Origin of the sequence: Saccharospirillum impatiens DSM 12546, assembly GCF_000423605.1 — a bacterium.
Taxonomy (GTDB): domain Bacteria; phylum Pseudomonadota; class Gammaproteobacteria; order Pseudomonadales; family Natronospirillaceae; genus Saccharospirillum; species Saccharospirillum impatiens.
Window position 1 is genome coordinate 54745 of record NZ_AUIH01000003.1, and the last position, 26130, is coordinate 80874.

Consider the following 26130-nt stretch of genomic DNA (forward strand, 5'->3'; position numbering starts at 1 on the left):
TCACTGGGCTGGGAGTGCGTAGGGTTATTGTACTGCAGCAGGCCGGGCAAAACCGGCCTGCTCGGAGTCTGAACTGACTACAATACGGCGACTATGGCGTCACAAACGGCATCGATATTTGCCTTGGACATGCCCGCTACGTTGATACGGCCACTGCCGACCATGTAAATGCCGTACTGTTCGCGCAGCCGGGTTACCTGCTCGCCGGTGAGCCCCGAGAACGAAAACATGCCATTCTGGCGCTGAATGAAGCTGAAGTCCCGTTTGGCCCCTTTTGCAGTTAGCGTCGACACCAGAGCGTCACGAAGTTCGTGAATGTGATCGCGCATGTCAGCCACTTCCTGAATCCATTGCGCACGCAAGGTGTCGTCCTTGAGAATGGCAGCAACTACCTTGGCACCGTGTGCCGGCGGATTCGAATAATTGCCACGAATGATGGATTTCACCTGGCTGAAAGCGCTGTCGGCGGTCTCACTGGATTGGGCAACCAGCGTCATGGCTCCAACTCGCTCATTGTACAGGCCGAAGTTCTTCGAAAAGGAGTTGGCCACTATCAATTCTGGTATCTGATCGACGAAGGCGCGCAAACCGGCGGCATCTTCGTCCATTCCCTGGCCAAAGCCCTGATAGGCAAAGTCAAACAAGACAACAAACCCTTTGCGCTTGGCCTGCTCTGCCAGTTGTTGCCATTGCTCAGTGGTCGGATCAATCCCGGTTGGGTTGTGGCAGCAGCCATGATAAAGCACGGCGTCACCGGCAGAAACCTGCTCCAGGTCAGCGAGCATGCCCTCGAAATCAAGACCCTGTGCTGCGGCATCGTAATACCGGTACTGGCTGATGCCGAGACCGGCGCTTTCAAAAATGTTGCCGTGGTTGGCCCAGGTCGGATTGGACACATGTATGTGTTTAACGCCCAGCTGACGCTTCATGAATTCAGCAGCGGTTCGCAACGCACCGGTACCGCCTGGCGACTGAGCGGTGCGGGCGCGCTTTTTGCTGATGACCGGGCTATCGGCTCCAAACAACAGTGCCTGAACCTGTCGACCGTACTCGACGTCGCCTGATATGGCCAGGTAGCTCTTGGTCGTCTCTGATTGAACCAGTTCCGCTTCCGCTTTTTTAACGGTATTCAGAATCGGGGTCTGTCCTGCGTCATTCATGAACACCCCGACGCCCAGATTAACCTTGTGGGATCGGTCATCGGCGGCAAACGCATCGTTTAAACCGAGAATGGGGTCGGCCGGGGCTGCTTGAACTCGTTCGAACATGACGGTCAGGATCCTTTTGTTGGTTGGGTCGTGAGAGTTTGGCTCAGCTCTAGCAGGTTGTTGAAAAAGGCTTCCTGCCTTTTTCAAAACACGAGCACCAAAAATTGTGATTTTTGCTTCTCTCTCAAAATCAATGACTTAACAGTCATCAATTTTGCCGGAACGTCCATGTTCCGGTAGCAGGCCGCCGAAATTCTGCGAATTTCAACAACCTGCCAGGAGGCTGTCGGATTATAACGCGGTGCCCTGACCCCAGCCACGAAAAACCGGAGCTCTGTCTACAGTAACGAAAACACCTGCGTCTCTTTAGTAATTGGGCAGTCGAACCGCATTTCAACCGCTTTCAGTTTAAGGTTCTCATGACTTTCGTTATTTTTGCCATAACGGGGGTCACCCATAACGGGATGACCAATGCTGTCGAGGTGACGGCGAATCTGATGTTTGTTCCGCGTTTTTGGCCAGACATCCAGTACAGACCGGTTCGGATGGGCTTCGTAACGCTGTTTTCGGAACTGAGTCAGCGCTGGCTTACCATCCAGTGGGGATTCAACCTCCCCCGCTTCAGGTGCATCGCCAACCACTTCAACGCGAAATTGCTGACGCAGAGCATCGGGAGTATTGAAACACTCTGTCAGCAGGGCAGCGGCTTTGCGGCTGTGAGCGACAATGACCAGCCCCGAGGCAGCGCTGTCCAGTCGCTGCACCACAAAGACTTCCCGGCGTGGTTTGAAATAAAGCTCAACCAGACGAACCAGCGATGCGTGATCCCCCCAGTCCGTACCTTCTATCAGCAAGCCAGGCCCTTTGTCCCAGACGCTGTAATGGGTCAGATCGCGGACCAGCCTGGGCAACGGCGGGCGCAACGACAGCAGGTCTTCATCGTAAAACACCTCCAGCCGATCTCCGATCTTCAGATCGGTCATCGCCCGGCGCAACCGCTGCCGGTGGTCTTTGGCATCCACGTGCCAGACCGCGCCCTTGTTCATCATGTCTTTAAGGCGAGACTTCGACAGCTCAATGTTATCGACCAGAAAATCGATGGCGATCAGCGAATCGGTCGCCTCCACCTCGAGTACTACATCAATGCGCATAACAGGTTCCCGTTTCAGGCCGGACCGGCCTGAGTAATAGCTTGTGTTTCAACGTTCACACCCAACTGAGTGCCAGACACCGGGTCGCAGCGCGAACCCGGATTCCGGAACGTGAACTCAGGATCAAAAGCTGGGTAACTGCAGATCATCCAGCGCGTCTTCAGCGCGGCGGCGGGCTTCCTCTTCAGCGCGACGACGCTCCGCATCGGCCGCGTTACTTAAGCGATCTCGCTGGTTTTGCAAATCCTGCTCAAGTGCCGCCAACCGATCCATCACCTGCTGCTGAAAGGCGTCGGCCTGCTCCCTAACGGCATCGCCCTGCGCCTCTATTTCATCAAAGCGTGCTTGAATCGGTGCTGTCAGAGTGTCGACCTCAGCATCCAGTCTTGCTCTGGTAGCATCCAGCCAGCGGTTGTACTCTGCCTGTAACGCTGCTGAGAGCGCAGAGCGGATCTGGTTGTCCAGATCAGACGTCAGTTGCAGCTCGGGGGCACTGATGTTCCCGGTCACTCTGATACCGATATCGAATGCCGCAATTCCCTCAAGCGCATTACCGAGCGTTGTCGCAATCTGACCCTCTCCCCGGGCTTCAAATACCGAACCACTGAAATTCAATTCGATCAGCCCATCGACCTGGTCTCCGGTAACTGTTACCTCGCCTCCCAGGTCCACCGAGCCCGGCGCCCAATCGACGTCAACGCCACCCAGCTCCAGTGAGCGGGAAGAAAAAGCCAGATCACGCCCAATCAGATTAAAACGATCGACGGTTGTCGACTCTCGACGATCCAGCACGGCGTCAATGCGCATGGCCTCATCGCCAGCCTCTCCCCGCATCAGTTGCAATCGCGACGGTTCGCCGGTCAGCCGTTGCTGGCCTGTGATCTGGCTCAGGGTCAGTGACCAGGGCCAATCGTCTGCCACAAAGCTGATCAACCCCTGGCGCAACAGGAAGTTAGGGGTTGGGTTGGGTGTGTCGAAGCGGACATAACGGCCATCCAGCCGGGCTGGTCCTGCATCCTCTTGCTCGCCACCCGCCGGCGCCAGTCGACGCAGCCAGGGCGCCGCCTGGGTATAGTATTTACGGGCCTGGTCATAGCGGTCGAAAATGGCATCACCGAGCAATAGCCGACCAGCCTGAACCGCAGAGGCCTGGTTCAGGGGGTAAGCTTCGCGCAAGGCAGCCCAGTCTTTAGCGGGTGCAGCCAGTGCGGTGTCCAATGCGTCCCGGCTGTCGCCAACGGCCGAGTTGGCCGCCTGTCGAGCCGCGGCTACCGCCAGTTGGTCCTGTACGGCCTGGCGCTGCAATGAATCCAGATCTGTTCGAGCTGCGCGTATCGCGTCCAGAGAATTCAGAGACCGGCCACGCAGCGCTTCGATACGCGCATCGTATTGTTCAATCGAGGCATCATCGGGCAAATTGTTCAGGGCGTTGCCAACCTCGGAACGGGCGCTCTCAAACGTTGTTCTCGCCTGGTCAGTCGCCTGGCGGGTCTGAGTCAGGGCCTGATCGACCGCGTCAGCCGGTTCGGGCAATGCAGCGCGAACAGACTCTGCCCTGGTGGCGGCCGCTTCACGGGCTCTGTCCGCCACGCCGGATTCACTGGCGTCAACCGGGACAATACGACCCGGCTCACTGCGTTCGGTACCGCTGCTAAGGCCGGAGACGGTCAGATCGTCAATACTGATCTTGCCCAGAAACAATTTGGGCAGATCCATAGCAAGCCGGGCCGTATCGAGTTCAAACAGGTTTCGTTCCGGGCGCTCCTTGTCGGTTACCTGGACGCCGCGAACATCGAAACCCAGCGGGCTGAGTGTCAGATCCACTGAGGCCACATTCACTTCTGCCCCGTGAACCCGGGTACCACCAGCCTCCAGGCCCGCTTTAACCCAGTTATCCAGAAACAGGAGGCCAATGACAAGGATCAATGTCAGTACCACCGCGAAAGCGATCAGGCCGCTCCATCGAAATAGCTTCATCTGTGGCGCTCCTTAGCTCACTCGTTCGTACAGGGAATAGACTTTGCTGGCTTTAACGACTTGGACCAGTTTCAGACGATTGGCCCAGGGCATGAGCCGGGCACGATACTGAACAACGCCATAGCGCATGATCAGCACCACCGGCACAAATAGCAGTAATGAGACCCCAAAGCTTGCCAGCGTAATGGTGTGATTGAATTTAATGATCTGCCAGACATCACTCTGATACAAAGCCGTCCAGGTACTGGTCAGACTGGCCTGAGTCAGCCAGGCGTAACCCCAGGCATCAAAGACCGGATCCAGCAAGTAGGCAAAACCAGTGAAGACGGCCCAAAAGACGAGAAAGGTACCAAAATGCACCCGCATAATGCAGGCCAGAAGAATGATCAGTAAATTGTGGACCGACCACAGTGGCGTGAGCCCAATGATCAGGGCCAGACCCACGGCAAAAGACAGTTGCCAGGGGCCTGCGTCCGAATTCAGTGCTTTAAAAAATTTCAGAAATTGTGTCAGCATGGTGTCCCTCACGCATGAAAGTCTGGGTGCCAGTGTATAGCCGGGAGGGTGTTGAATACAGCTGTCCGGCTCTATCGGGTTCTGAAATTAACCGGCTTGGTCCGCCGGATGATCCAGGCGATGCTTAAGCTTAAGCAACTTGTCGATCAGTCGGCTTGCAGCCACCATACCAAAACTGGCCGTCACCATCACTGAGGCTCCAAAGCCCGTAGCGCAGTCCAGACGTCGGCTGCCGTCGTCGCCCGGCTTGGTGGCACATACGTCGCCGTTCGCCTGAGGGTAAAGCAACTGCTGAGTCGAATAGACACAGTCTACGCCAAATTTTCGTTTTGGATTGCGACTGAATCCATATTCCCGACGCAACAACTGACGGGTGCGGGCCGCCAGGGGGTCTTGTTCCGTGCGCGACAAATCAGTTGCCTGTATCTGCAACGGGTCAGTCTGACCTCCGGCGCCTCCCGTAGTAACCAGTGGGATTTTCTGGCGCTGGCAGTAGTTGATCAGAGCCGCTTTGACACGCACGCTGTCGATGGCGTCGAGCACGGCATCGGGCCTGGGCGTCAGGTGGGAGACGAGGTTATCCGGTGTCAGAAAGTCATGACGGGTCGCCACCTCGCAATCGGGGTTAATGTCACGCAGACGCTGAGCCAGCACATCCACTTTCATTTGGCCCAGAGTGCTGGCCATGGCATGAGACTGACGGTTGGTATTGGACACACAGACGTCATCCAGATCAATCAGCGTGATGCGTCCAATCGCCGTGCGCACCAGCGCCTCTGCCGCCCAACTGCCCACCCCACCGACACCGACGACAATCACATGCTGTTGCCCGAGCCACTGCGTCTGGTCAATGCCATATAACCGCTCAGTGCCTCCAAATCGTTCCGACGCCATAACGTTCTTCACCCTCACTGCTAATAATAGGAGCGGCTCTATATTGCCCGGTCCGCCGCCCCACCATGGGTACAGGCGCGGAGTATAACAAGACTGTCGGCCAGCCGCGCGCCTGCACCGGCCGACTTGCCAGCCGCTGGAACATCGGGCAGCATTCCGGCCTCAGAGCAGCGTATTTTTGAACGCCCATCCAGACAATCACCAGGATCCCCGTCCCGACATGCCGTTTACCTTCGACACCATTGACCGAAGCGATACCCACGCCATCAAACACGAGCTGTATCGCAACTCGCCGGTTTTACCGATGTGGGTGGCCGATATGGATCTGGCCTCCCCTCCTTGCGTTCAGGAGGCCCTGGCCAGCCGAGCCGCCCACCCGGTTTACGGGTACAGCCACCCATGGCCGAGCCTGAACAACGCCGTCGTTAGCTGGTGCCAACAGCAGTACCAGTGGGCCATCGACCCCAGCTGGGTCGTCTGGTTGCCCGGTGTGGTGCCCAGTTTCAATCTGGTCATCGACGCTTTTGCCCGCGGTGGCCGGGTCCTGGTGCAGGAACCTAACTACCCGCCGCTGCGCAAGGCCGCTGAATTGCGCGGTGCTACTGCGGTAAAACTGCCGGTAACGACAGCCCCCCGTGCCGGCTGGGACTGGTCGGTGCTGGAGCGTGAACTGGCCCATCCGGACTGCCACCTGATGATCCTGTGCAATCCGATGAATCCACAGGGTTTGGTGCTGAGCACCACCGAACTGGAACGTTTGGCCGCTGTATGCCGGGAGCACCGCGTTTTGCTCTGTTCGGACGAGATTCATTGTGACCTGATCCTGGAACCGGGGTTGAGCCACCGCCCCGCCAGCTCACTGCCGGACATCGCAGAGCACAGCGTGACCCTGATGGCTGCAAGCAAGACCTTTAATGTGGCGGGACTTGGCTGTTCGTTTGCTGTAATACCCAATGGTGACCTGCGTCAGCAGCTTCAAAGGTCAGGTCAGGACCTGATGCCCCACCCAAATTTCATGGGCATGCTGGCGACTGAAGCAGCCTTCAGCGAAGGTTACGACTGGCATGTGGCGCTGCTTGCTCATTTGAAGAACAACCGGGACCGGGTTGCATCGGTTATCAGTGAGTTGTCGGGATTGCACTATACACCCGCCCCGGCCACCTTTCTCGCCTGGATCGAAAGTGACCTGGCACCTGCAGAGGCAATGAACCATTTTACCAAAGCCGGTATTATGCCCAGTGATGGCAAAGACTTTGGTGATCCGCGCAGTGTGCGGCTCAATTTCGGAACCGGTCGGGAAACCCTCGATCAGGCGTTGCATCAGTTGCAGACTTACTGGCGCCAAAACAGGCCCAGCTCGTCCTGATGAACCCGGGCCAGCAACGGAGCAGGACTGACCGTCGCCTCAACCCCCGGGTAACGCTGCCAGCGACCCCGACTGCCGCGAAAATAAAGCCGCCAGCTCGCCTCCCGCCAATGCAACAAGGCCATGGGCAGCAATACGGTTTCACGAGTCAGAGGGTGCGGTTGTCGCTCCTGAATCAACAAGGCCTGCTTCTGAAAGCGCCCCTGAAACCGGCCAGCGGCGTTAGCATCGGCCAGAAACCCATCCAGAGCAACCTGGGCCTGTCGGTGAACAAATTCAGGCAGTGCATCACTGACGACTAACGAGGATTCCACATAATGTCCTTTCAACACGACGATTTGCTGGCACTGGCGAGAACCGAAATGCCTTTCGGTAAATATAGCGGAAAACCACTGATTCGCTTGCCTGAAGAGTACCTGCTCTGGTTTCAGAACAAAGGATTCCCTGCGGGAAAATTAGGCGAGTTGATGGCCCTGGCATTGCTGATCCGTTCGGAAGGACTTGAATCGCTCATTGAACCGCTGATGCCAGGCAAACACCCATGACCGAATCCCTGACCTGGTCGGGCGGTACCATTCCGGTGACGCGATCAAAACGCAAGACCGTTGCGTTGCATGTACGCGACGGTGCGCCCGAACTGCGTGCGCCCTGGCACCTTAACGAGACCGATCTAAAACGTTTTTTAAAGGACCGTGAGACCTGGCTAACCAAGGCGCTGGACAGTCAGGCTGAAAAACAATCCCAAAAGCCTGACTTCAGCCAGCAAGAACACTGCCCACTGATGGACGAACACTTAACACTGACGTTGCAATTGAGCGCACGGTCGCATTGGCACCGTGTTCAGAACCGCTTGATACTGGGCGCTCCGGTACTGGACAAACCCCACGTTCATCACGTTCTGGCAGACTTCTATAAAACTCAGGCGCAGTACACGTTGTTCAACAAAACCCGGGACCGGGTAAAAACCGAAGGCTGGGAGCATCGCCTGACCGATGTGCGCCTGCGACGCACCAAAACCAAGTGGGGGCACTGCACTGCTACAGGCCGAATACAATACAACTGGCTGATCATGCTGGCACCCGAACGCATTGTCGATTATCTGGTTGCCCATGAAACGGCCCATTTACTGCACCCACACCATCGGTCACCCTTCTGGGCTGAAGTTGAACGACTTCACCCCAGCTGGCAAGCCGACCGGCTCTGGCTGCATGAGCATGGTCACCGACTCTGGCTGTGACTGCGCGATCATAGCCTCTGGCAAATAGCCATCGTCGGCTGCTACAACCGATAGCGACGAATCAGCTCACTCAGTTGCTGCGCCATTTCATCGATGCGTTGAATGCCAGCGACCAGTTGCTGGGTCTCTGACGCATTCGCTTCCGACAAATCGCTGATGCGAACTACGTTGGTGTTCATGTCTTCGGCAACCTTGCTTTGTTCTTCTGAGGTCGTGGCAATCAATTCATTCATCGATGAAATGGCCGAGACCGAATCCAGAATATGCTGCAAGCCTTCGCCGATGGTGACAATGGTTTCACCATTGCTGCGCACCACCTCGACGCTGTCGCGAGCGGCACTGGCTGCCGCCTCGCTGCGCGATTGCAGCGACCGGATGACACTCTCGATCTCCTGGGTGGACTGCGACGTCTTAACCGAGAGGTTGCGAACTTCATCAGCAACAACGGCGAAACCCCGCCCCTGATCCCCCGCTCGCGCTGCCTCAATGGCAGCATTCAACGCCAACAAATTCGTCTGTTCCGCTATGTCATTGATGGTTTTGACGACTGTGCTGATCGCATCCGACTGATCCTTCAGCTCCAGAATATTGTCTGACAAGGTGCTCATTTGCCCCTGCATCGCCTTGGCCGACCCGATGGCCTGTTCAATGTCCTGGCGCGAATGGCCGGCGTGTTGGTTGGCATCCTGGGCGCGATGCGACGTTTCTTCTGCGTTCTGCGCCACTTCGCGAATCGTCGCTGACATTTCGGTCATGGCCGTGGCAACCTGCTGGGTTTCATCCGACTGCGCCTGAGACCGTTCTGCATAATTGCGACTGGCGGCATTGAACTCACCCGACATATTGTGCAACTCGGTGACCAACTGCGCGACTTCACCAAGAGTGTCGGTCAGGCTTTGGGCGAGATGATTGAAATGCTGGGCAAGCTCACCGAATTCGTCTTTACCGTCGGCCTGAGCCCGAACACTGAGATCGCCGTTCGCCACAGCCGAAAACGAGGTCAACAGGTTAGCCATGCCCCGACGCAATACCCCACCGAGAGACCAGGCTACCCCCAGGAACACCAGCAGAGAAACCGCTGCTACCGCCGCTATGACATTAAGGACGGTGGCCTGCACCGATTGAATCTGGCCATCGACGCTGTTGATAATATGCTCGATCACCGCATCGGCATTGGGCTTGAACGAATCCCAGGCTTCTATGGCCCCGGTCAGTTCCGGCGTGATATCCGCACCGGCCGGGTGCGCCACGACCAAGGTCCGTAACCGCTCCAACCGATTGACGATTTCGTTGATCGGCCCGACAACCCGGGGATCTTCCTGAAAAGGCCCCTGTGTCGTCGCCGCAGCCAGTCGTTGAGCCGTATCCCGCGCCTGGGCTTCGTAGCGACTAACCGCTGACTGGTCGCCGCTGTAAACCGCCACCTGCAGCTCTTTGGCAGCCACACGCATGTCGTTATATACCTGTATGGCGGGAATCAGACTGGCGGAATAATAGTTGGCAAGACCGGCCACCACCCGAGACCCGATAAAGCCCGCCAACGCTACAACACAGAGTAGGATGAACAGACCTGAGAGCGAGAACCGGATGCGGGATTGAATCGTCATGAGCGACTTCCTGTTTTACAAATAAGGGGGCTGATGCACACCATTGGCCATCATCCCATGGTAATCGGCTAGTGGTTGAAGGACTTTAATCAGGGTAGAAGCTCAGGTCGCGCAGTTCAATGAATTGACTGACCAGAGGTCCGCTTGAAACAACGGATGCGCAGACAGGTCGTTGAGTGCAGACGCCGGGAGTGGGCTATATGCGTGACGGGGCTGCTGGCAAGACCAGACGAAAACGGGCACCCCCCAGGTGGCCGTCTTCGATGCGCAAGTTAACGCCATAACTGCCCAGAATATCAGTCACCATACTCAAACCGATACCCTGACCCGGCTGAAGGGTATCCAGTCGCTGGCCACGATTGAGCACGGCATTGCGACGCTCCAGGGAGATCCCCGGACCGTCATCGTCAATGTCGACCACCCAACACTCGGGAAACTCGGGCAGGCGGGTTACCGACACTGTGATGACTGATCGGGCGTACTTGAAGCCGTTTTCCAACAGGTTACCGAACACCTCCAGAACGTCATTAACGTCCATTGCCAGGGTCCATTCCTGGTCCGGCTCAGGCAAATCCAACACCTTATCTTCATGGTGAAACGCTTTGCCCAGGGCACGGCCCAGGCGATCCAGGCTCTGATTCAGCGAACTGCGCTGGCCCAAAACCGGGCCTTGCCGGGTCTCGGCGACTGCCCGTTGCAGCTGGTAGCGAACGATCTGATCCATGCGATGAACCTGTTCATGCAACTCTTTGCCGTCGGCAGGCTCCAGCGTCCGAATGACGGCCAGGGGGGTCTTAAGGCTGTGCGCCAGGTCGGCCATCGCCGTGCGGTAACGCTCGCGCTGACTTTGCTCAGCATCCAGCAAGCGGTTCAGATTGTCTGTCAGCGGTTGCAGTTCTTTCGGGTATCGCCCCTGCAAGCGCCCCTGCTCGCCCGTATGGATCCTCTGGAGGTTCTGCGCCAACTGATGCAAGGGCCTTAAACCCCAGCGCGCAACCAGCCAAAGCGCCAGCAGCAAAGCCAGCGTGACCGCGGCCAGCCCACCCCACAATTGCTGCCGAAAGGTCTGAATAATCTGATTCAACGGCGCTGCCGTCTCCAGCACCCAGAATTCATAGCGCTGTTCGCGACCGTCTGCTGCCTCCCAGAGCACCGCATAACGCTCGTATATATAGTCGCCGCGAAACCCGAAGTCCTCCTGGCCAATACCGATGTTAGCTTGCGCCGTGATCCAGTCCGCCTGATCAAACCACTGGCTCGACAAGCTCTGCCAGACTAACTGGCGCCGTTCATCCAACACCAGTGCCACCAGACCGGACTCCGGGGAGTTGTAGCGCTCTTCGGCGAGGTAAGCCGGAAGCCAGAGCCCCTCGGTCTGAAATTCAGACTCGGCCAGCAAAGTGAGGATGCGCAGAAACAGGCGTTCGGACTGGCCAGACACCTGACTGCGCTCAAACGCCCGATCCAGCGCAATGCCAGTTACACCCAAAAACAGCAACAGAACAAGGCTCGCCGACACCAGCAAACGGCGGCGCAGTGAAAAAGCAGGACGATATTTAGTGGAACCCGAAGAGAACACTGTCATCAGTCGATTATTCAGCCACCGCATCTGCGTTGAATCTATAGCCCATGCCGCGTTGGGTGGTAATGGGGTTGCGCTCGTTGTCGGGATCCAGTTTTTTGCGCAAGCGACGAATGAACACCTCGATGACGTTGCTGTCCCGATCAAAATCCTGCTCATACAGGTGGTTGGTCAGTTCGGTTTTGGAGACCACTTTCTGGCGATGCATCATCAGGTATTCGAGCGTGTTGTATTCGTAGCTGGTCAGTTCAACATCCCGCCCGTCAACACGCACCCGACGAGAGGCGGTGTCCAACTCGTAAGGGCCTACGGTCAATGTGGCGGTCGCCATGCCCACACTGCGCCGAAGCAATGCCTTGACCCGAGCAAGCAATTCGGCAAACACAAAGGGTTTGGCCAGGTAGTCATCAGCACCGGCTTCCAGTCCTGCCACCTTATCCTGCCAGTGACCACGCGCGGTCAAAATCAAAACCGGATACTGCTTATCAGCGGCCCGGAGTTGTCGAATCAGCTCAATGCCATCCAGCCCGGGCAGACCGAGGTCGATAATGGCAACATCGTAGTCGTGTTCCAATGCCTGAAACAGGCCGTCATTGCCATCGGCCGAGGTGTCGACCGCAAACCCTTCTTTTTTGAATCCGCCGTGCAGATGCTCGCGCAGACCGGCTTCATCTTCAACGATTAAGAGTTTCATTCACTTCCTCCAGCACAACCGGATTGGTCGGCATGCCCGATGTGCGATTCAAATCAACGGTTCTGACCCGGCCCCCGTCGAGCAGCAAGCGCAGCCGATAAGCCCAATCGTTACCGGCACTGACCCGGTCTACTTTGACCACGCGGCCGTCAAACAGGCATTCAGCGGCTTGAACCACCTGTCGCTCAGTCGTCAGTGGCAGGGCGGCGCCGGTACAGGGGTGAGCATTACTCTCAGCACGGACTGAACCCGAAACAATCAGCATCATTAGAATTCCGGTGCCGATTCCCAGGCGCCTGAGGCGCGCCGCAGCATAGCTTGACATGAAAGTGCCTCTTCAATTAACGGGGCGTCACCTCCACAGCAAGCTCAACATAGCGTCCGGGGTGACGGTCCATAAAGGTCATGAATTCGCGCCCATTGTAACGGTAGCGAACCTCATAGCCTACCAGATCACTGCGCCGGTGACGGTATTCAACTTCACACTCGCGCTCGGTTCGATACTGGACAGTGGTCTCTCCGCGCCCGCCCAGCTCATGCCCAATCGCACCGCCGATGATACCCCCGGCGATGGCCCCGAATACCTGGGATTCCCGCGAATTGCCACTGTGTGAGCCTACGGTGGCACCAACTGCACCGCCGATTATTGTCGCCGCCGGGTTACCACTGCGGTGACTGCGACTGACTTCAACATCGCGCGTCCGGCAAATTTCATAGCGGTGATCGCTATTACCCCTGCTCTGCTCCCGGTAGTAGTAGGTTTCATAGACCGGCTCAACCTGAACCACACGGCCTTCAGCGAAGAACTGCTGTCGATCACCGCGATACCGGTCACCATCGTGATCAGCCACTGCCATTGCTGACACTGCCAGGCCAATCACCAGGGCCAGACCCATTGATTTATTCATACTGTGGCTCCTTTATGCGTTGCCAACGTTGCTACCATGACCTCAGCTTACCGCCTCTGGCTGAACCATGCCTGAATTCATTGTTCCAATGTTGCCGTCACTGAATAACAGAGCTCAAATAAGGCGCCACCTTATTGACTGTAAGGCTCCCTTACACTCACGCCAGACGCTGTAAGGGCTGGCGCTGAGTGTCCACAAAATCTGTGGATATCTTTGTGAACAACCCTAATTGAACCGCCCCTAGCCGCCGTGACTCAGGGCCCTCGTCAGTTTGATCGTTTTTTGATCAATCAAATTATTCCTTTATTTTTCAATAAGTTAGAGAGTTATCTTAACGAGTTACACGCAAAATTAGTGTGTTGTATCAGAATTCGAAGAGTACCGGAGCACTTTTTCACGATTGGGGATATATTGCCTAAACCCTTTTTGAAAAGTCATCAAGATGCACTGACTTCTTATGTTGTGTCTTTTTGTAAATAGTCATCCAAATGTCGTTTAACTGTGCAGGGTTCTACTCGATTGCCCGCCCATTCGAGGCTAATTGACAGACAAAAAAAAGCCGACCCCGGGGGTCGGCTGATGTCAATCCTGGTGATTACTCGCTGGCTTCCCGCCATTGGGCAACTTCTTCAATGCCAAAGGCTTCAATCCACTCATCCAGTGTCTTCGGATTCCGGCGCTTTTTCTCAATTCGCTCCCCGGTATTGGGGTGCACGTACACGCCAATGTCCAGCTTGGGACCTGTCGACTTGGCTGACTTGGCTGCTTTGCGCGAGCCCTTTGAACCACTTTGCTTGGCGAAGTAGCTTTGCAGCTCGTCATAGAAGGCAGGTTTGTCAGCTTTCTTGCCATGTGCCTTGAGCCAATCGACGATGGCTTTGGCGCGGGCATCAAACAGGTCGTATTCAGAAATGCCGTACTCATCAAAGAGGTTGCGCACTTGCTCGTGGTAAAGGTCATAACCCTCCTGGCGCTTGGCCTGGGTTTCCTTCAACTGACGCAGCTCTTCAATTTTCTCTTCGTGTTCTTTGATCTTCAGATCCAGATCCTGGTCAAACATGCCGTACTCCTGTTCACTCGCCTGACTGACGAGGTTTCATATGGGGGAAGAGAATAACGTCCTTGATCGACGGAGAGTCGGTGAAATACATCACCAAGCGGTCGATGCCGATGCCCTCGCCTGCCGTTGGCGGCAGACCATACTCCAGGGCGTTAATGTAGTCTTCGTCGTAAAACATAGCCTCTAGGTCACCGGCGTCTTTCTCGGCCACCTGAGCTTTAAAGCGCTCGGCCTGATCAATCGGGTCATTAAGCTCCGAGAAGCCATTAGCTATCTCGCGTCCCCCGATAAAGAACTCAAACCGGTCGGTCACATCGGGGTTGTCATCGTTACGACGCGCCAGCGGTGAGATTTCCGCCGGGTAAGCGGTGATGAATACGGGATTACGCAGTTTTTCTTCGACCGTTTCTTCAAAAATCTCAGTCTGAATGCGCCCCAGGCCCCAGTTGTCTTTCACCTGAATGCCCAAACCGGCGGCCACAGCGGCAGCGGCTGCGCGGGAATCAATATCAGCCCCCGAAAGAGACGGATTGTGGTTCAAAATGGCGTCGAACATGGTTACCCGCTCAAACGGCTGGCCCAAATCGAAGGTTTCGCCCTGATAGACCAGTTCTGTCGTGCCGAGCACATCCTGCGCCAGGGTGCGCAACATGTCTTCGGTCAGGTCCATCAACTGGTGATAGTCGGCATAAGCCTGGTACCACTCCAGCATGGTAAATTCCGGATTGTGGCGGGTTGAAACGCCTTCATTGCGGAAGTTACGGTTGATTTCGAACACTTTTTCGAACCCGCCCACGACCAGGCGCTTCAGGTAGAGTTCCGGCGCGACACGCAGGTACATGTCGATGTCCATGGCGTTATGGTGAGTGGTGAATGGCCGCGCGGTTGCACCGCCGGGAATCACCTGCAACATGGGCGTTTCCACTTCCATAAAGTCCCGATCAGACAGGTAGCGGCGAATGCCATTGATGATGCCGGCGCGAATCTGAAAAGTCCGGCGGGTTTCATCGCTGGTGATCAGGTCGACGTAGCGCTGACGGTACTTCATTTCCTGATCGGACAAGCCGTGAAATTTGTCGGGCAAGGGCCGCAATGACTTGGTCAGCAACACCAGGTCATCAACGCTGGTGACTTCGACATACAGTTCGCCCTTGCCTGATTTGGACAGGGTGCCACGCACACCGACGATGTCACCAATATCCAGCAACTGCCAGTCGGTACTTTCTTTTTGCAGGGCTTTACCCAAATAAAACTGAATACGACCGCTGACGTCCCGCAAACCGACAAAGGGGCCGCCACGGCGCATCACCCGACCGGCAACACTGACGTCGACTTTCAGGTCGACAATGGCTTCCTTTTCGAGTTCGCCATACTGTGCCTGGAGTTCACCGGCCATCTGGTTGCGTTTGAAATCGTTCGGAAAGGCCTGTGGCCGGCTCTCAGCCAGGGTCGCAAGCTTTTGCTTGCGCTCGGTGATGATGTGGTTTTCATCCGGCTCGATGTGCTTGTCGGTCATATGCGGTTAATCCAGTGTTACTCCGCCCATGACAAGGGCGGCAGGTGAATAGTGGTCCGGTGAGGGGCTGAGTTGAACCAGCCATTGCCCTCCGGATTAGAGGCCTTTTTTCAGCGACGCTTCAATAAAAAGGTCGAGCCCGCCGTCCAGAACGGCCTGCGTATTGTGAGTCTCGATGCCGGTTCGAAGGTCTTTAATGCGGGAGTCATCCAGCACGTAGGAGCGAATCTGGCTGCCCCAGCCTATATCGGACTTGGAGTCTTCCACCGCCTGTGCGGCTTCGTTCCGCTTTTTCATTTCGAACTCGTACAATTTGGCCTTCAACATTTTCATGGCCTGGTCTTTGTTCTTGTGCTGGGAACGGTCATTCTGACACTGGGTGACAATACCGGTTGGGTTGTGGGTAATCCGCACTGCCGACTCTGTCCGGTTGACGTGCTGACCACCGGCGCCCGAGGCGCGATAAACGTCGATTCGCAGATCCGCCGGGTTGATGTCAATCTCGATATCGTCGTCGACTTCGGGTGACACAAATACCGAGGTAAATGAGGTATGACGCCGGTTCCCGGAATCAAACGGCGATTTACGCACCAGACGGTGAACGCCAGTCTCGGTCCGCAGCCAGCCAAACGCGTATTCACCCTCAAATCGAACGGTCGCGGATTTAATACCGGCTACATCCCCGGCTGAGGCTTCCATCAATTCGGTTTTAAAGCCTTTTTCCTCACCCCAGCGCAGATACATGCGCAGCAGCATTTCGGCCCAGTCCTGTGCTTCGGTGCCACCGGAACCAGCCTGAATGTCCACATACGCATTGGTCGGGTCCATTTCGCCGCTGAACATTCGGCGAAATTCGAGTTTGACCAGCTGGGCTTCCAGGCTATCAAGATCAGCGATGACTTCGTTGACGGTGTCTTCGTCTTCTTCGGCGGCAGCCATCTCGAGCAGGTCACTGGCATCAACCACACCGTCGATCAGGTTGGTCAGCGTATTGACCACGGTTTCCAGGGCGCTTCGCTCCTGGCCCAGTGCCTGAGCGCGTTGCGGGTCGTTCCAGACGTTAGGCTCGGCCAGCTCGCGCTCGACTTCAGCCAGTTGTTCTATCTTCTGATCGAAGTCAAAGATACCCCCTAAGCACGTCGGTGCGCGCTTTGAGGTCTTTTATCTGTTCTTTAATCGGATTAATTTCCACGTACCGCTCCTGTTCCTGTTCTGATAGTACAAACCCATGAAATTTAGCGGGGCGCGCATTTTAACGAAATTGATTTGTCGGGGGTAGTGATATCCGAATAACCTTTTAAAAAACAATGTGTAAGCGTCTATCGGGAGTTACTGTGGCTTTGTTTAGGCCGTTAGGTATGCCTTGATGCCAGGAGTGCGCGCCGGCCGCAGGGTTGGCCTGTGAGGGGTCGGCGTAAACCCGTCCACGGGGCCTAGACCGCAGGATATGAATCCCTTCCATAGGATTCACCCTTCGGGCTCGCTTCGCTCATGCTAAAACGCTCCCGACGTTTTAGTCCATGCTGCGAACTACCCCTCACAGGCCAACCCTGCAACCGGCACTCAGAATTTTGCAAAACTGAATATTAAAATAACCAACAGAGTATTCATTGCTTAGCTAAATAATGACTTTTTAACCTAAATCGTCTCAAGCGGTTTAATGGCATCAAATATAAGCTGCACGGTTTCCCGACCCCTGAACCGATTACAGGATAACTGATAAATACCGGTCAATGCCCTGTGGTGAGTCGGCCAAATGTCGATATCGATATTAAAGGCAATGGCTTCGATACTCTGCCCTTCCCGATCGGATACAGTCAGTTTCAAATGCCGTTCACCGACGATCTTTTGCTGCTCAATCCAGAATTCGCCCTGAAAAACCGGCGCCGGGAAGCCCTGACCGAAAGGTCCGGCCTGCTCCAGGGCCAGAGCTGTGCCCAGATCCCGCTCTTTTGCAGTGAGCTCGCCGTCGGTCATAACCACCGGTTGCAGCGCCTCGGGTTCGCAGAGTGTCTGTACGGCTTGCTCGAACCAGTGTTGTAGCCGGTCTTCATTGCCCTCGGCCAGGGTTAAACCGGCTGCCATGGCGTGGCCGCCAAAGGTGATCAGCAGATCGGGGTCCTGTTTGGCGATCCAGTCGAGGGCGTCACGCAGATGGAAGCCGGGAATGGATCGGGCGGAGCCTTTCAGACGTCCGTTGTCGGAACCGGCCAGGGCGATGACCGGACGGTGAGTCTGTTCCTTAATGCGTGAGGCCAGAATGCCGATCACGCCTTCGTGCCAGTCGGCCTGGTACAGGACATGGCCGAAACGGGGTGGCAGGTCGCTAATCTGGTCAAGCGTCTTTTGTGCCTCTACCACCATGGAGCGCTCTATAGCACGCCGCTCCCGGTTCAGGTCTTCCAGTTGCGCGGCCAGTTGGCGCGCTTCGCCCGGGTTGTCAGTCAGCAGGCAACGCACGCCAATGGCCATGTCATCAAGGCGGCCGGCGGCGTTTAGGCGTGGCCCGATAACGAAACCAAAATCGGACGCCTGGGCCAGTTGCCATTCACGCCCGGCGACCTCGAACAGAGCCTGAATGCCGGGCCGGGACTGGCCGGCACGAATTCGACCCAGGCCCTGGTTGACCAGGCGGCGGTTGTTGGCGTCGAGCGGTACGACATCGGCGACGGTGGCCAGTGCGACCAGATCCAGCCATTGTGCGAGATTGGGAGGCTTGACGGATTGTTGCTCGAACCAGCCACCGTCTCGCAATCTCGCCCGCAGTGCGATCATCAGATAAAAAGCGACGGTACAGCCACAGGCCGCTTTGCTGGCGAAGTCACACCCGGGTTGATTGGGGTTCACAATGGCCTCGGCCGGAGGCAGGTCTGCGCCTGGCAAATGGTGATCGGTGATCAGAACGGCGACCCCGGCAGCCTGGGCCGCGGCAACGCCGTCGAGACTGGCGATGCCGTTGTCGACGGTGATGATCAGGTCGGGTGACAGGGTGAGCGCCTGGTCGACAATGGCGGCTGACAAGCCATAGCCGTATTCGAAACGATTGGGCAGCAGGTAGTCGACGCTGGCACCGAGGCTTTGCAGCACTTGCACGACCAATGCTGTGCTGGTCGCACCATCGACATCGTAGTCGCCGATCACCAGAATGCGCTGGTGCTGTTCCAGCGCCTTGCACACCACGTCAACCGCCGTATCGATACCTTTCATCGACTGCCAGGGCAACAGGTTCTGCAATGATGAATCCAGTTCTTCAGGCGAACGCACACCGCGCGCCCGATATATCCGGTCAAGCAGTGGCAGTGTGGCTAAAGAAGCCCCGTCAGGCACGGGGCGGGACTGGAGGATGGGAAACTGAGCGGCCACGCCGCTCAAACACCCTCGCCAAAGACGGCGTTGGCGACATAGGCCTGGACGCGCCCCAGTTCATTTGGCAAAACGTCGTAGCGCTCTGGCTGGTCGAACAGATCGGTCAGGTGATGCGGCAACTCTGGGGACGTAAGCCCAGCCTGTTTGACGGCATCGGCGAATTTCACCGGGTGGGCGGTGCCCAGGGTGATCATCGGGTCGGTGGCGCTGCGACGAGTTTCCCGGGCGGCCTTTACGCCGATGGCCGTGTGCGGGTCGAGCAGATAACCGGTTTCTTCGAACACCTGCTTGATGGTGCTGATGGTCACCGAGTCGTCGACCCCATAGCTGTCGAATACCTCACGGGCCCTGGCCAGGCGAGCTTCGTCCAGGGTAACCGTTTCGGTGTTCATCCGGCTCATCAGGTCAGCCAGTACCACTCCGTCCCGGTCGTAGAGGTCGAACAGCAGGCGTTCAAAATTACTCGACACCACGATGTCCATCGACGGCGACAGGGTGTGCGCCAGCGGGTGCTTTTCGTAGACGTTGTTGCTCATCACCCGGTGCAGAATGTCATTCTGGTTGGTGGCGACGATCAACTGGCTGATGGGCAGGCCCATTTTACGCGCCAGGTAACCGGCGAAAATGTCACCGAAATTGCCGGTAGGTACCGAGAACGCCATGGACCGGTCTGGCCCACCCAGGTTCAGTGACGCATAAAAATAGTAAACGATCTGCGCCATGATGCGCGCCCAGTTGATCGAGTTCACCGCCACCAGGCGACGCTCGCCTCGCAGAAATGACTGGTCGCCAAAGCTGGCTTTGACCATGCTCTGGCAATCGTCAAAATTGCCTTCAACGGCCAGGTTATAGATGTTATCACCGGTGATGGTGGTCATCTGACGGCGCTGGACATCGGAGACCCGGTTGTGCGGGTGCAGGATAAAAATATCGATGTTGCTACACCGCTTGCAGCCTTCAATGGCCGCAGAGCCGGTATCACCCGAGGTCGCACCCATGATGACGACTTTTTCACCGCGTTTTTCCAGCACGTGGTCGAGCATGCGGCCAAGCAATTGCAGCGCAAAATCCTTGAACGCCAGGGTCGGCCCCTGAAACAATTCCAGCACGTATTCGTTGTGATCAATCTGAGTCAGCGGCGCAATAGCCTTGTGACCGAAGACGCTGTAGGTGTCTTTCAGCATGGCTGCCAGTTCATCGTCGGCGATGGCGCCGTCGACGAAGGGCTTTATAATGTGAAAGGCCAGTTCATGATAGGGCAACCCGCGCCACTGGCGGATCTCCTCCAGCGAATACTCGGGCAAGGTTTCCGGCACATAAAGGCCTCCGTCTGAAGCCAGACCGGTTAACAAAACATCTTCAAAACCCAGGGTTGGGGCCTGGCCCCGCGTGCTGATGTATTTCACGAATCACGTCTCGTCAGAAAAGGGTTCAGCCGGGCACCAGCCCGGCAGTGTTGCAACTCAAGTTTCACAGTTCGCAACCAACTTAGTGTCAGGTGCCGGGTATACCTATCCGGGGTAGTCTGCAGCAAGGATGCTGCAGTCTAGGCCCCATGGATGGGTTTACGCCGGCCCCGGATAGGTATACCCGGTGCCTGACACGGACTCATGGCTCTAGTGGACGACCGAACTCCAAAACTTGGGCAGTAAAACCTATTTAGCCATCCAGTTGTTCAACACGAATGCGCACGATTGGCTTGGTGACCGACTCCAGTGCCTGCATGGCACTGATCGCATCGTCCATCCGGTGTTCACGCACCGGATGGGTCAGTAGAATAAGCGGCACGACATCCGACTCATCTTCCGGCTCTTTCTGGATGATGGCTTCGATGTTGATGCCCTTCTCGCTCATGATGCGCGCGATGTTGGCCATTTGGCCAATCTCATCCTTCACGGTAATCCGCAAATAGTAGGCGGTGACGATTTCACTGACCGGCAACACCGGCATGTTTTCGGTTTCCGAACTGTAACCGAGGTGCGGGACGTTACCGGCGTTATCAATTTCGCGGGCGATGTCGACGATATCAGCAATCACCGACGAGGCGGTCGCTTCGGAGCCCGCCCCCGGGCCATAATACATGGTCGGGCCGACCGCATCGCCTTCCACCAGAACCGCGTTCAATACACCGTTTACATTCGCCAGCAGCCGCTTGGACGGCACCAGTGTCGGATGCACCCGTAATTCAACGCCTTCATTGGTTTTACGGGTAAAACCCAGGTGCTTGATGCGATACCCCAGCTCTTCAGCGTACTTGACGTCCTCCCGGGTGATCTTACTGATACCTTCGGTGTATACCTTGTCGAATTGCAGCGGTATACCAAAGGCGATAGACGCCAGAATAGTCAATTTGTGCGCTGCATCAATGCCTTCGACATCGAAGGTCGGGTCGGCTTCGGCATAGCCCAGTGCCTGGGCTTCTTTCAGTACATCTTCAAAGAGGCGGCCCTTTTCCTGCATTTCGGTCAGGATATAATTGCCGGTGCCGTTGATGATGCCGGCCAACCATTTGATGTCGTTGGCAACCAGGCCTTCGCGGATGCCCTTGATGATCGGAATGCCACCGGCAACGGCCGCCTCATAGGTAACAACTACACCCTGAGCTTCAGCGGCCTTGAAAATCTCGTTGCCATGAATGGCGATCATTGATTTGTTGGCGGTCACGACGTGTTTGCCATGCTTGATGGCTTCGAGCACCAGCTCTTTGGCCACATCGTTACCGCCGATCAGTTCGACCAGGATGTGAATATCCGGGTCACGGGCGACGTCGAAGATGTCGCGCGATACCTTGACGCTGCCCAGATGACAGGCCGGGTTATCCCGACGAGCGCCAACGTGGGTAATTCGCACGGGCTTTCCGGCACGGCGCGCAATGTCGTCCAAATTGCGCTGCATGACGTTGAAAGTACCACTGCCTACGGTGCCAAGACCGCATAAACCCACATTGACTGATTTCAAAACTGACCTCATTAACTGACTGGAATCCAACATCGGCCGGGCATATGCCAGCCGGACGGTAGGGAGCTCAGAACATACTGAGCGCGCCGCTGGGTGTCAACGCGAAACCCGCACCAAAGGCGGACTTTGCCCCCTGCAACCGTGATATTTTCGCAACAAGCTGTTTCACGCGCCCCGGCGCTCAATAAGGCGCCATAAAAAAAGGCAGCCGAAGCTGCCTTTTTACCATCATCACAGGGCACTGAATGCCCGGCGCATTAGCGCTTGTGATCGATTTTTTCCTTGATGCGTGCAGATTTACCAGAACGCTCACGCAAGTAGTACAGCTTGGCCTGACGCACGTCACCACGACGCTTGACTTCCACGCTATCCACAACCGGAGAGTAGGACTGGAAAGTCCGCTCAACACCGACGCCGCTGGAGATTTTACGAACCGTGAAAGCCGAGTTCAGGCCGCGGTTACGCTTGCCAATCACTACGCCTTCAAAGGCCTGCAAACGCTCACGCTCGCCTTCTTTAACTTTAACCTGCACAACCACGGTATCACCCGGGCCAAATGCAGGGATTTCTTTACTCATCTGTTCAGCTTCAAGTTGCTGAATAATCAAATTTTTATTGCTCATCAAATCGCTCCTGATCCATTGCGCGAGTTCTGCTCATTGAGATACTCGTCCAAAAGCGCCTGCTGTTCTGCGGTCATTTCCCGGTCAGCCAACAGGTCTGATCTACGTTGCCAAGTGCGCCCCAGTGACTGCTTTAGCCGCCACCGACGAATGTTATCGTGGTGACCACTGAGCAGTACCTCCGGCACACTCATTCCATCCAGTACTTCAGGTCGTGTGTAATGTGGACAGTCCAGCAATCCATCGGTGAATGAATCTTCAACCGCTGATGCCTCATGCCCCAGCACGCCGGGAACCTGACGACCAATGGCATCAATAAACGCCATGGCGGCCAACTCACCACCGCTGAGCACAAAGTCACCCAACGACCATTCTTCATCCACTTCGGTCTCGATCACACGTTCGTCGATGCCTTCATATCGGCCGCAAACGAATATCATGTGCCGATACCGCGTCAAGCTTTGAACACCAGCCTGATCCAGTCGTCGGCCCTGAGGCGACAAAAAGATCACTCTGGCCTGGTTGCCGCTGGCGGCTTTCGCCGCATGAATCGCATCCCGCAAAGGCTGCACCTTCATCAACATACCAGGCCCGCCCCCGAAGGGTCGGTCGTCTACGGTACGGTGCCTGTCGTGGGTATAATCGCGCGGATTCCAGAACCCGACTTCAATCAACCCTTGTTTGGCCGCCCGCCCGATCACGCCCTGATCCAGAAAGGATTCGAACATGTCCGGAAACAGACTCACCACACCGAACCATTGCTTGTGCTCAGGTGTCCCGGCTTCTACAGCCGTGTCACCCGTCGACGGTATTGTCAAAACTCCGGATCCCAATCAACTCGTATCTGACCCGCTTCAAGGTCCACGTCTTTGATATATACATCCGGTACGTACGGAATCAGGCGTTGCTGACGGTCGATACTGTCGGCACTGCCGCTGACCACCAACACATCGTTGCTGGCCCCCGCACTCATCATATGATCCACCTTACCCAGTACGACACCCTGCTCATTCACAACGCGCAAGCCTTCCAGTTGATACCAGTAGAACTCGTCGTCAGGTAGCGTCGGCAGTTGATCACTTGTTACCCCGATATCGGCGCCGCAGAACTGCTTGGCCTGGTCACGGTCATCACACCCTTCAAAGTGTGCCACCATGCCCTTGCCGTGACTGCGCCCCTTATCGACGGTAATCGGTGTCCAGCGACCGTTCATATTGAGCAACCAATGACCGTAATCCAGTATCCGGTCCATCGGTTCGGTATAAGAGTAGATTTTCACCCAGCCCTGAATACCGTAAACCGAAGAAACCCGGCCCAGTACGATCATGTCTTCCGGTTTTTCCGGCGTCATACATCAACCCTTGACTGGACGGATCAGCCTTGGGCTTTCCGGTACTCTTTAAGCAGCTGGGCGACACGGTCAGAAGTCTGCGCACCCTTGCTGGCCCAGTATTCGACGCGATCCAGAGAAACGCGCAAGCGCTCTTCCTGACCACGGGCGACAGGGTTAAAGAAACCAACACGCTCGATGAAACGCCCGTCACGGGCATTACGGCTGTCGGCTACGGAAATATGATAAAACGGGCGCTTCTTAGAACCGCCACGTGAGAGTCTAATGACTACCATCGCGTCCTCCTGTCTGGGCAAGCTTTGAAATCACCTGCCGTTTTGGATCTTCAGAGGGGTTACCCCTGATCATGAACCGGGTTCGACTCAGCCGAAATCCCTGCTCACTAACCCAAAGTTATACCGAAAACCGGGCCCACCCCGGTTTTCAAGGCCGCGAAAGTATACGTATTGAGCGCTGTAAATCAAGTCGCATGGGGTATGTCGGGCGCGAATGCTTAAGTTTCGGAGTTCGGGTTGGCTGGGTGGCCTGGGCCCGCACCGGGTACCGGGGTAGCCCTTGTGGGGTCGGCGTGAACCCGTCCATGGGGCCTAGACCGCAACATCCTTGTTGCGGACTTCCCCACAAGGGCTACCCCGGCACCCGCTGCTCGGTTCTCCGGCGAACTCCGAAACCTAAGCTAATATAACTCCCCTATCAGCCGAAGGGGCCGCGTCCGCCGCCGCCCGGGAAACCACCCGGTGGGAGACCACCGCCGCCGGGCATGCCGCCCATGCCACGCATCATTTTCGCCATGCCGCCTTTCTTGCCGACTTTTTTCATCATCTTGGACATCTGTTTGTGCTGTTTCAGCAGCCGGTTGATGTCCTGAATCTGGGTGCCGGAGCCCATGGCGATACGGCGCTTGCGTGAGCCGTTGATCTTATCCGGGAAGTGCCGTTCAGACGGGGTCATCGAATCGATTATGGCACCCATTTGTTTGAAGTTTTTCTCGGCTCCCTGCATCTGGCTTGCAGCCTGACCCATCTGCCCCATACCCGGCAGCTTGTCGACCATGCCCATCAGGCCGCCCATGCTGTCCATCTGACGCAGTTGGTCGCGAAAGTCAGCCAGGTCAAAGCCCTTGCCTTTCTTTAGCTTGGCCGCCAGTTGCTCGGCCTTGCCCTTGTCGACCTTGCGCTCGACCTCTTCAATCAGCGACAGCACATCGCCCATATCCAGAATGCGCGAGGCCACCCGGTCCGGGTGAAAGGCTTCCAGGGCATCGGTCTTCTCGCCCATGCCCATGAACTTGATCGGTTTTCCGGTAATGTGCCTTACCGAAAGCGCCGCACCGCCACGGGCGTCGCCATCAGCCTTGGATAGCACGACACCGGTCAGCGGCAAAGCTTCATTGAAGGCCTTGGCGGTATTGGCGGCATCCTGACCGGTCATGGCATCGACCACAAACAGCGTTTCAATCGGGTTGATGGCCTTATGCAGTGCCTGAATCTCGGCCATCATGGCTTCATCGACCGCCAGTCGGCCTGCGGTATCGACCAGAACCACATCTACATACTGTTTGCGCGCCGCTGCAATGGCCGCTTCGGCGATGGCGACCGGTTTTTGCGAGACATCACTCGGGAAAAATACGGCACCGACTTCACTGGCCAGCGTTTCCAGCTGCTTGATCGCCGCGGGGCGGTAGACGTCGGCGGAAACGACCATGACTTTTTTCTTATCGCGCTCAATCAGGTAACGCGCCAGCTTGGCAACCGTGGTGGTTTTACCGGCACCCTGCAGGCCAGCCATCAGGATGACCGCCGGCGGCTGGGTGCTCAGATCCAGTGGCTCGCCCTGCTCGCCCATGACCTGAACCAGCTCGGACTGGACGATTTTGAGAAACTGCTGGCCCGGATTCAGCGCATTACTGACTTCCTGACCGACAGCACGATCACGCACCCGATCAATGAATGCCTTGACGACTGGCAGGGCAACGTCGGCTTCCAGCAAGGCCATGCGCACTTCGCGCAACGTGGCCTTGATGTTGTCCTCCGTCAGCTTGGACTGACCGGAGATCTGTTTCAGCGTCTGGGACAGACGTTCGGACAGGCTTTTAAACATCATGACTTCCGTGCAA

The 26130-nt window shown here is 56.4% G+C and carries 25 protein-coding genes; 3 read left to right on the forward strand and 22 right to left on the reverse strand.

Annotation, left to right across the window (positions count from 1 at the left end):
* Positions 1-77 precede the first annotated feature (77 nt).
* The 5 genes from G565_RS0102755 to tcdA form a co-directional block, all read right to left on the reverse strand.
* Positions 78-1268 (reverse strand): amino acid aminotransferase, encoded by a 1191-nt coding sequence (locus tag G565_RS0102755; protein WP_028669602.1) that lies wholly within the window; start codon positions 1266-1268, stop codon positions 78-80.
* 278 nt (positions 1269-1546) lie between these two features.
* Positions 1547-2359 (reverse strand): pseudouridine synthase, encoded by an 813-nt coding sequence (locus tag G565_RS0102760; protein WP_084649189.1) that lies wholly within the window; start codon positions 2357-2359, stop codon positions 1547-1549.
* 123 nt (positions 2360-2482) lie between these two features.
* Entirely contained in the window at positions 2483-4336 is a 1854-nt protein-coding gene (locus G565_RS0102765; RefSeq protein ID WP_028669604.1) for a TIGR03545 family protein, read from the reverse strand.
* A gap of 12 nt (positions 4337-4348) precedes the next feature.
* Positions 4349-4852: a TIGR03546 family protein gene (locus tag G565_RS0102770; protein ID WP_028669605.1), complete on the reverse strand. Its 504-nt coding sequence runs from the start codon at positions 4850-4852 to the stop codon at positions 4349-4351.
* Between the two features lie 87 nt (positions 4853-4939).
* Complete coding sequence (gene tcdA / locus G565_RS0102775; RefSeq protein WP_037337384.1) at positions 4940-5746, reverse strand: tRNA cyclic N6-threonylcarbamoyladenosine(37) synthase TcdA; 807 nt, start codon at positions 5744-5746, stop codon at positions 4940-4942.
* Positions 5747-5966: 220 nt separating this feature from the next.
* On the opposite strand from tcdA, the gene G565_RS0102780 reads away from it, so the two are divergent.
* Positions 5967-7112, forward strand: coding sequence for a MalY/PatB family protein (locus G565_RS0102780; RefSeq protein WP_028669607.1), 1146 nt, complete (start codon positions 5967-5969; stop codon positions 7110-7112).
* On the opposite strand, the gene G565_RS0102785 is transcribed toward G565_RS0102780, so the two are convergent.
* The gene (locus G565_RS0102785; RefSeq protein WP_028669608.1) at positions 7079-7426 is read right to left on the reverse strand and encodes a DUF3024 domain-containing protein; all 348 of its coding nucleotides are present in this window, start codon (positions 7424-7426) and stop codon (positions 7079-7081) included. The two genes, G565_RS0102780 and G565_RS0102785, sit on opposite strands and share 34 nt — an antisense overlap.
* A gap of 3 nt (positions 7427-7429) precedes the next feature.
* Between G565_RS0102785 and G565_RS0102790 the strand changes: the two genes are divergently transcribed.
* Both G565_RS0102790 and G565_RS25720 read left to right on the forward strand, forming a co-directional pair.
* Positions 7430-7657, forward strand: a complete 228-nt coding sequence (locus tag G565_RS0102790) for a DUF3820 family protein (protein WP_028669609.1) — start codon at positions 7430-7432, stop codon at positions 7655-7657.
* Entirely contained in the window at positions 7654-8349 is a 696-nt protein-coding gene (locus G565_RS25720; protein WP_051207191.1) for a M48 family metallopeptidase, read from the forward strand. The genes G565_RS0102790 and G565_RS25720 overlap by 4 nt, the downstream gene beginning before the upstream one ends.
* Positions 8350-8390: 41 nt before the next feature.
* On the opposite strand, the gene G565_RS0102800 is transcribed toward G565_RS25720, so the two are convergent.
* From G565_RS0102800 to ffh, 16 genes are all read right to left on the reverse strand, one after another.
* Entirely contained in the window at positions 8391-9956 is a 1566-nt protein-coding gene (locus G565_RS0102800; RefSeq protein ID WP_028669610.1) for a methyl-accepting chemotaxis protein, read from the reverse strand.
* Between the two features lie 196 nt (positions 9957-10152).
* The gene (locus G565_RS0102805) at positions 10153-11565 is read right to left on the reverse strand and encodes an ATP-binding protein (protein ID WP_051207193.1); all 1413 of its coding nucleotides are present in this window, start codon (positions 11563-11565) and stop codon (positions 10153-10155) included.
* Positions 11549-12232, reverse strand: coding sequence for a response regulator transcription factor (locus G565_RS0102810; protein WP_028669612.1), 684 nt, complete (start codon positions 12230-12232; stop codon positions 11549-11551). Before G565_RS0102810 ends, G565_RS0102805 begins: the two co-directional genes overlap by 17 nt.
* Entirely contained in the window at positions 12213-12557 is a 345-nt protein-coding gene (locus tag G565_RS0102815; RefSeq protein WP_157599987.1) for a PepSY domain-containing protein, read from the reverse strand. The genes G565_RS0102810 and G565_RS0102815 overlap by 20 nt, the downstream gene beginning before the upstream one ends.
* A gap of 16 nt (positions 12558-12573) precedes the next feature.
* The gene (locus tag G565_RS25725; protein WP_051207195.1) at positions 12574-13140 is read right to left on the reverse strand and encodes a glycine zipper 2TM domain-containing protein; all 567 of its coding nucleotides are present in this window, start codon (positions 13138-13140) and stop codon (positions 12574-12576) included.
* 595 nt (positions 13141-13735) lie between these two features.
* On the reverse strand, positions 13736-14200 hold the full coding sequence (locus tag G565_RS22675; RefSeq protein ID WP_037337388.1) for a DNA binding protein: 465 nt from the start codon (positions 14198-14200) through the stop codon (positions 13736-13738).
* Positions 14201-14213: 13 nt separating this feature from the next.
* Positions 14214-15716, reverse strand: a complete 1503-nt coding sequence (lysS, locus tag G565_RS0102830; protein ID WP_028669614.1) for a lysine--tRNA ligase — start codon at positions 15714-15716, stop codon at positions 14214-14216.
* Between the two features lie 96 nt (positions 15717-15812).
* A protein-coding gene (gene prfB / locus G565_RS0102835) for a peptide chain release factor 2 (protein WP_157599988.1) occupies positions 15813-16908 on the reverse strand; the annotation gives its coding sequence in 2 pieces (ribosomal slippage) (positions 15813-16835 and positions 16837-16908; 1095 coding nt in all).
* Positions 16909-17354: 446 nt separating this feature from the next.
* On the reverse strand, positions 17355-19079 hold the full coding sequence (gene recJ / locus G565_RS0102840) for a single-stranded-DNA-specific exonuclease RecJ (protein WP_028669616.1): 1725 nt from the start codon (positions 19077-19079) through the stop codon (positions 17355-17357).
* 5 nt (positions 19080-19084) lie between these two features.
* Positions 19085-20488, reverse strand: coding sequence for a threonine synthase (gene thrC / locus G565_RS0102845; protein WP_028669617.1), 1404 nt, complete (start codon positions 20486-20488; stop codon positions 19085-19087).
* A gap of 253 nt (positions 20489-20741) precedes the next feature.
* On the reverse strand, positions 20742-22040 hold the full coding sequence (locus G565_RS0102850; protein ID WP_028669618.1) for a homoserine dehydrogenase: 1299 nt from the start codon (positions 22038-22040) through the stop codon (positions 20742-20744).
* 257 nt (positions 22041-22297) lie between these two features.
* A complete protein-coding gene (gene rplS, locus G565_RS0102855; protein WP_028669619.1) occupies positions 22298-22663 on the reverse strand; it encodes a 50S ribosomal protein L19 in 366 nt (121 codons plus the stop codon).
* Entirely contained in the window at positions 22663-23475 is an 813-nt protein-coding gene (trmD, locus tag G565_RS0102860; protein WP_425413964.1) for a tRNA (guanosine(37)-N1)-methyltransferase TrmD, read from the reverse strand. Before trmD ends, rplS begins: the two co-directional genes overlap by 1 nt.
* A gap of 2 nt (positions 23476-23477) precedes the next feature.
* Positions 23478-24014, reverse strand: a complete 537-nt coding sequence (gene rimM, locus G565_RS0102865; RefSeq protein WP_028669621.1) for a ribosome maturation factor RimM — start codon at positions 24012-24014, stop codon at positions 23478-23480.
* Between the two features lie 23 nt (positions 24015-24037).
* Entirely contained in the window at positions 24038-24289 is a 252-nt protein-coding gene (gene rpsP, locus G565_RS0102870) for a 30S ribosomal protein S16 (protein ID WP_028669622.1), read from the reverse strand.
* Positions 24290-24707: 418 nt separating this feature from the next.
* On the reverse strand, positions 24708-26114 hold the full coding sequence (ffh, locus tag G565_RS0102875; RefSeq protein ID WP_028669623.1) for a signal recognition particle protein: 1407 nt from the start codon (positions 26112-26114) through the stop codon (positions 24708-24710).
* Positions 26115-26130 lie beyond the last annotated feature (16 nt).